We start from the raw sequence: 7464 nt of genomic DNA on the forward strand, positions 1-7464 counted from the left end.
GTTGATGGGCATGGGGTACCGCCAGCATTTCGGAAAAAAACCACGCTAAGAGAATATATATAAGAAAAGAGCCAGAATTTACCCCGCTAAGAGTAAATCGGCTCTTTAATATATAAAGGATGCACAGAAAAACCTAGAGGGGTTCAGCCGAGATACTTGTAGAAATGGGTCATAATCATACATTATTTTACAAATACATCTTATCTTGAAGGTATATGGATTATATAAAGTTAAAAATATAGTGTTAAACCCAAAAAAACACCATAACAGTGTTCACGGTGTTTTCCATATTAAAAATAAGACTATTATTTAAGTACTCTGAAACTGATTCATATTGTAGAAATATCCATTTTAAGATAATGATACGCTTCAAAATCTTCATTAAATATATCTGTAACTAATTTTATAGCCTCCGTATCATAAAAGCTCTGATATGTCGGCAGCCGAGGGAAAGATGGATCTGTAATGTCAGCTTCAGCGTAGTTTCCCTTATGAATCATCTTAGGCGCCTGATGATGCCATGATCTCGTTAATGTGTCTAGTGGGATAGTCTGTAAGTTATATTTGTTTTCTATTTTTGAGATTTCATTAGAGAAATTCTCTAAATATATATAATTGGTTACAAACTCTTCTTCTCCTTGAATATATTGTTGTGAATAGTGTGGATTAAGATAGTCAGAATCTGCCCCATTCGCGTGAAGATAATGTAAAAAATGTTTAAATGATTTTTTCTTTTTGCATGTACTGTCGTTATAAATAAACTTTCTAATAGGTTCCCACTCTGGATTTTCTATACCTGGTGGAGCAATAAGGGGTCACCATACCCAAAAAAGAAAATTGTACATTTAGACAAAATTTAGACACATTTAAACTGATTCCTGTACGTTAAGGAACCGATTACTTAGTTTACTACTTTTTTTAAAGAATCAAATAGTGAAAATTTCGTGGAAATTTGCTTAACGTAAGTTTTATATCAACTATTACGTTGGAGTACAGCCAAGGTACGTGTATTATCTACTATGAAAATCAGGAATATTTAAAGTATTCTAAGAAGAAGAATTGAGTGATAAGCTACGTTAACTACTTGATATCTTAACTAAGTAAATTATGTATTTAATGTATTCAAGGTAGTGCAATGAGAAGGTATCGAATAACCTTGCTTGGATAAACCGTGTCTCTTAAGAGCTCCTTAAGGCGCGTCCGTTACCTTGAGGGCAACGAACGGTTGTAGACTTCGATGTTGCAAGGATCGTTGTCAAACAAATTGTTTACATGTATTCAATGTAAAACTCTTATTAAATTAAGGTTTTTACTCCTAAGTATAGATAACATGTATATCTCGTCTGTATCCCTTTTTGACTTGCTCTTGATTGACCAAATAAGTCAAAATACCTTTCTAAATTTCCCTCTGATATTCCCCTATTTTATCTTATTCAAACTTGCATTCCAATAACCCATTTCTCATACGCCTGTTTCTAAAATAATAATTTAAATTGGGACCTCTGAGAGATCCCAATTAATTAAAAAGTAATGTCTCCTCTTGTTACATCATTTACAATTTTTATACTAATCCCTCTAACATCTCGAAGACTTCTAAATTATTTTTTTGGTAGTTCAGGGAATAAATAATGTAATATACAGATGGTCAAACGTCTGGATTTGCCTTTATACGGATATATATGCATATACATCGATGGATTAAAGTTTGCCTCAATAATTCCATAAGCATTTTTATTAGCTGCAGGAACTTCTGTATTTTCAATAATCAAATCAATACCACTAATATTTGCTCCAAGTGCCGACACAGCATCTACGGCAATTTTCTTATAATCATCGGGAATTTGATCTGTCATATCAATTGAGTCTCCACCTGTACTGACATTAGAATTTTCTCGCAGAAAAACAATTTCATCACTTGTTGGAATAGAATCTTTTCGATACCCTTGAGCTTTAAGCATTAGGACCTCTAATTCACCTAATTGTATATTTTCTAAAGGTGTTCTATGGTCCATTCCTCTTAATGAATTCAGGTTCTTTTGAGCGACTAACTCTTCAATCGTATGTGAACCGTCTCCTATAACATTGGCTGGAATTCGTAATAAAACGGCAGAAACTTTGCCATCTAGCACAAAAAATCGATATTCTGTTCCATTAATAAATTCTTCTATTAATACTGATGAGTCCTCTTTAAATGCTATTGTGAGTGCTTTTTGATAGTCTTCGTAACTTGCTCCGTTTTCTTTAAAGATAGATATTCCTAAACCATAATTTGTTGTTTTTGGTTTAACGACAAAAGGCTTTCCTGCAAATATATCATAGGAACGTAAGGCTTTTTCTATATCACTAAATTCCTCACCTATTGGTACACGAAATCCATGCTGTTGAAGAATTTTCTTTGTTACTGTTTTATTTTCCATAATTAATGGTGATATATAACTATCTTTACTTGTCATATTCCCATTTTTCACATATTCAACATGATTTCCTAACTGTAGTTTTAAAAATTGATCTTGTCGATCTAAAACGTCTACTTGTAATCCTTGTTGAATAGCATCAAACATTAAAATTTGTGTAGACAACTCCATGTCAGTAAATCCTGATAGTTGATATGGTTTATCCCATGCTTTTTTATAATTTTCTTTAGCAATACGGGAAGCTACCTGACTTTGACTACTTTTTATAATCTCTTTATAAAGTCTTCCAGCTAAAGTCTTACTTGGATCTGTTAGCATTTCTCTCAAGTTAACAAATAAGGTATTCGAAACAGTTATGTCTAACAGCCCTGTTAAATGTTCCATCTCATCAATAATACGCTCAGCATCTGTTTTAAATTGCGTATGTTCTAACGGATGTTCAAGAGCCACTAAATTATTTTGAAAATCACCGATTTTTACCCATTCATCATTATTATCGTCTTGATCAATCCAGAGTAAATAGATGAGGAAAAGATGTAGAAATTCTGCTTGTTCATGGCTAATTCCATATGTTTCAAAAGGATTTAAATCTAGGTTTCTTAATTCAATATAACGAATCCCATGATTTTTTAAATCTGAAACTTGAGGACCGCCCCTTAAACGGACAGATGCATAAAATTCTTTTTCTTCTAATAAAACCCCTTTACTTACCAGCGAAGAAAGATCAGATATATAGTTCTGTAAACTACTATAGGATACTTGAACATCATTTTCATTACTATAACCATATTTACTATTTCTAATGCTTCTTACGGCGTCATTTAAAGGATTTATTTCAAAGAAATTCTTTTCACTACTAGGAGAAGCACCGAAGAAATAAGTTATTAACCATCGATAGTGTAAATAATTCCTTGTGACTTTCAGATAAATTTCTGTTTTAAATTGATGATAATCTTTTATTTCTGATTGTAATTCAAATAATGCCTGAATCAAATTATCGCTAAATTCAAAATTGTAATGAATACCACTAATCATTTGTTTTCGTCGACCATAAGAATTAGATAAATATCGACGATATAAAACATTTTCATGATTATTAAGTTTCGCAATAACAATATCTTCTTCTTTTTCGGGCAACTGTGGTGGCATGCTTAATGGCCAAAGCATTTCGTTATTTCCCATAGAACGATAGGCAACATCATGGATAGCTGCTAAATAATTAAATAAATCTCCTAGTGTCTCAGTAACTGGTGTGATTAATTCCATTTGTGTTTCAGAGAAATCTCGCTGAATATAAGGATGTTCATCTCTTACTGAAATACTTTTGGGATGTTCCGTTTTAGCTAAACTTCCTGATAGGTCAACTCGTTGACTTTCTTTTTCAACTCCAAAACGTGCTTTTAATAAATATGGTTTAATACGGTCATTGTTTAACATTTTTTTCATTTCCATACAAACTGTACCTCCCATCAACTCAAATATTTGATATAGAAATAGCTAAAATTATAACCATTATTTTTTTGAATTTAGCATTTGGATATTAATGGCCAAAGCATTTTATTCTTATCCACGGAAAGAGAAGGGATTTCACGAATAGCTGCTAAGTAATTAATCATGTCTTCTAATGTTTTAGTATTAGGCTGAATATATGATCTTGTATCTCTTATCGAAAACGGTTTAGACGTTTCAGTTGAACTTTCAAATAAGTCAACTTGTCGATTTTCCTTTTCAATCTCATAACGAGATTTTAATAAGGATGGTTTAACACGGTAATTAAATAACATTTTTTTAATCCACATGAACTCTTCCTCCCAATTTATTTGTTTTTACAAACTATATAATATGACAAAATATAACAATCAAAAGCACCCACATCTCTACATGCGGATACTTTTGTTACTATATTTTGCTGTAAACTTAAATACTTCATATGCCATTGGAAGTGGGTATTGTTGTAAATAAGAATCATCTTAAATACTTCATATGGAAAGAGAAATGCTCATTTAAGAAAGTGGAAATAAAGAAGTAGCTATGATCATAGCCCTCCATTTTTTTATAAGTTACCATTTGACTATTTTTTTGAGCGTTCTCTAAGAAAATATGTTCTTCCAATTGTTTCGGATAAAACTCGTCTTGACTACCTTGCATAATAAGAATTGGTGGAATAGTAGCTTCTTTAATTAATTCTGAAGCATCCCATTCTTTCCAAGAATCTTTGTCTTCACCTAAATAAGAGGTGAAAGCATTTATTCCCCATGGTACTTGACTAGGAGTTAAGATTGGAGAAAAAGCAGAAACCGCTTTGAATCTCTTAGCATTTTTCAAACCGATCACTAAAGCCCCATGTCCTCCCATTGAATGCCCCATTATGCTTTCTTCACCTGAAAAATTAGGTACTATAGTCGAAGCAATGGATGTTAATTCATCTACGATATACGAATACATTTTATAATGCTGTGCCCAAGGATCCTGGGTAGCATTTAAATAAAAACCTGCCCCTTGTCCAAGATCCCATGCTGCAACATCAGAAACGTATTCTCCACGTGGTGAAGTATCTGGCATAATCACTGCAACTTGATGTTTTTCAGCCAAACGTTGAAATCCACTTTTTTGACTAAAATTATCATCTGTACAAGTTAAACCAGATAACCACCATATAAGTGGAATTTTTTTCTTTTCTTTATTTGATGGTAAGTAGATACTAAATTTCATATCACATTGCAAGACTTCGGAATAATGGCTATACTTACGTTGCTCTCCTTCGAAAGAACGATGTTGTTCAATACATTTAAGACTCATTATCTCACTCTCCGTAAGTTAAAATCGTACGAATGGATTCACCTTTGTGTAATAAGTCAAATGCCGCATTGATGTCTTTAAATTCTAAATGATGAGTAATAAATGAATCTAAATCAATATCACCATGCATATAATCTTCGACCATTTCTGGAAGTTCAGATCTTCCTTTAACTCCACCAAAGGCTGATCCACGCCATACTCGGCCCGTTACTAATTGGAATGGACGAGTATGGATTTCTTTACCAGCACCAGCTACTCCGATAATAATACTTTCGCCCCAACCTTTATGACATGCTTCAAGAGCGGATTTCATTACTTCAACATTACCAATACATTCGAAGCTATAATCCACGCCACCATCTGTCATTTCGACTATAACTTCTTGAATTGGGCGATCATAATCTGCAGGATTCACAAAATCAGTCGCTCCCATTTTTTTAGCGAGTTCCCATTTTTGGGGATTCAGGTCAACTGCAATAATTCGGCTTGCTTTTGCTTGAACCAATCCTTGAATAGCTGCTAATCCAATCGCTCCTAAACCAAATACAGCTGTTACAGCTCCTTCTTCAACTTTTGCAGTGTTGTGTACAGCACCAATACCTGTAGTCACACCACATCCTAATAAAGCAACTTTATCTAACGGAGCGTTTTCATCGATTTTCGCTAAGTTAATCTCATTAACAACTGTATATTCACTGAATGTACTAGTTCCCATGTAATGATAAAGGGGCTCTCCATTATAAGAGAAGCGAGTTGTTCCATCAGGCATTAAACCTTTACCTTGTGTTTCTCGTACAGCACTACATAGGTTTGTTTTACCAGAACGACAGAATTTACATTCTCCACATTCAGGTGTATATAGTGGAATAACATGATCCCCAGGTTTTACTGAAGTAACTTCATCACCTACTGAAACGACAACACCAGCACCTTCATGGCCTAATACAGCAGGAAATACTCCTTCTGGGTCGTCACCTGATAATGTAAAAGCATCTGTATGACAGACAGAAGTATATAGTATTTTTACTAATACCTCTTTTGCTTTTGGCTCTTCTACATCGATTTCTACGATTTGAAGTGGCTCCCCTGGCTTAAATGCAACAGCAGCTCTACTTTTCAATTGAATCCCTACTTTCTTTTTTTATTGTTTACACCACTAAGATTACACTTTATAATTTTAATTACAATACTGACAAATTTGTCACTATAAACATTTTTTTCGCGAGAGGAAGGTCAAAAATTATGGTTATTCATTATAAGGACAAGGAATTTTTCACTGGAAAAGATTTAGCTTTATCTGTGATAGGAGGGCGTTGGAAAATAGCAATTATATGGTGTTTGTTACAACGTTCGCCATTAAGATTAAGTGAAATACAAAAAAAGCTGCCTGAAGTTAATCAACGTATGTTGATTAGACAATTAAGAGAATTAGAAGACGATAAAATAATTACTCGATGTGTATACCCCGTAGTGCCTCCTAAGGTTGAGTATGAACTTAGTGAAATTGGTCATCAACTAGAGAATGTTGTAACAGCCATCTGTGATTGGGGAGATGACTTTAGTGATTTTGTAGAAAAAGATTCGGACGAACTTAGTTGAAGAAACAAGTAAATATCGATTCATTAAAAATAGTGCGTAATTGTATGACTTAATCCATAAATTTGCATACAAAAAACCGATAACTTTGCATCGAATGCTGTAAAGTCATACGTAACGACTAGTTAAGATAATTAACGAAAATATACGCTAAGTAAATTTCGACATAAAATGAGCCGAATTTCCTACTCTAAGGGGTCCCGCCAACCAAATGACATAAAACCCACGTTAATAAATTTTATGGAAAATAAAAATCCGGTTTTCCTGTATTAAAAAATATTTTACAAAGAAAAAGCTGATTTCCTTATCTTAAAGAAAATCAGCTTTTGGCGTAGTTATTAATTTAGAGGTTGATGGGGTTCAGCCGAGATACGTGTAAAAACGGGGCATGAGCTGTAATATATTTCCATTGTTGGGTTTTTAGATAAAAATATCTACCTCATGATTAACAAAAAGCTGATTACCTATGCGCTATAAATGAACTGCCCCAATTGTTAAACAAAACCTAGCAATTGGGGCAGTTCATAGTTATCATTTGACTCTTCTAGTGACCTTCTCAAGTAAAGCACCCTTTGGTTGAATAAGATTTATTTATTCATTCCCATCAATCGCTTAATTGTTCTTATTTGGGGTACAGTCACATGCCCATCAACTT

The 7464-nt window shown here is 33.5% G+C and carries 5 protein-coding genes and 1 pseudogene; 1 reads left to right on the forward strand and 5 read right to left on the reverse strand.

The genetic code is table 11. The annotated features are described in order from the left end of the window. Positions 1–329: 329 nt before the first annotated feature. From KI356_RS28255 to KI356_RS18840, 5 genes and pseudogenes are all read right to left on the reverse strand, one after another. Positions 330–812: pseudogene (locus KI356_RS28255) on the reverse strand (sulfotransferase family 2 domain-containing protein); the annotation flags it as partial. Positions 813–1598: 786 nt separating this feature from the next. Continuing rightward, complete coding sequence (gshAB, locus tag KI356_RS18825) at positions 1599–3866, reverse strand: bifunctional glutamate--cysteine ligase GshA/glutathione synthetase GshB (protein WP_000425291.1); 2268 nt, start codon at positions 3864–3866, stop codon at positions 1599–1601. Between the two features lie 74 nt (positions 3867–3940). Next, positions 3941–4213 carry a hypothetical protein gene (locus tag KI356_RS18830; RefSeq protein WP_000264853.1) on the reverse strand — a complete coding sequence of 91 codons (273 nt, stop codon included), beginning with the start codon at positions 4211–4213 and terminating at the stop codon, positions 3941–3943. Between the two features lie 166 nt (positions 4214–4379). Continuing rightward, positions 4380–5213 (reverse strand): S-formylglutathione hydrolase, encoded by an 834-nt coding sequence (gene fghA, locus KI356_RS18835; RefSeq protein ID WP_000053341.1) that lies wholly within the window; start codon positions 5211–5213, stop codon positions 4380–4382. A gap of 4 nt (positions 5214–5217) precedes the next feature. Then, positions 5218–6333, reverse strand: a complete 1116-nt coding sequence (locus tag KI356_RS18840) for an S-(hydroxymethyl)glutathione dehydrogenase/class III alcohol dehydrogenase (protein ID WP_000842153.1) — start codon at positions 6331–6333, stop codon at positions 5218–5220. Between the two features lie 122 nt (positions 6334–6455). On the opposite strand from KI356_RS18840, the gene KI356_RS18845 reads away from it, so the two are divergent. Then, positions 6456–6812, forward strand: coding sequence for a winged helix-turn-helix transcriptional regulator (locus KI356_RS18845; RefSeq protein ID WP_000234699.1), 357 nt, complete (start codon positions 6456–6458; stop codon positions 6810–6812). Positions 6813–7464 lie beyond the last annotated feature (652 nt).

The organism is Bacillus hominis (assembly GCF_018332515.1).
Taxonomy (GTDB): Bacteria; Bacillota; Bacilli; order Bacillales; family Bacillaceae_G; genus Bacillus_A; species Bacillus_A hominis.

What these genes read in the sequence shown, in the direction of transcription:
- gshAB (WP_000425291.1), bottom strand. Translation starts at nt 3,866, where the DNA reads ATGGAAATGAAAAAAATGTTAAACAATGACCGTATTAAACCATATTTA.
- KI356_RS18830 (WP_000264853.1), bottom strand. Translation starts at nt 4,213, where the DNA reads ATGTGGATTAAAAAAATGTTATTTAATTACCGTGTTAAACCATCCTTA.
- fghA (WP_000053341.1), bottom strand. Translation starts at nt 5,213, where the DNA reads ATGAGTCTTAAATGTATTGAACAACATCGTTCTTTCGAAGGAGAGCAA.
- KI356_RS18845 (WP_000234699.1), top strand. Translation starts at nt 6,456, where the DNA reads ATGGTTATTCATTATAAGGACAAGGAATTTTTCACTGGAAAAGATTTA.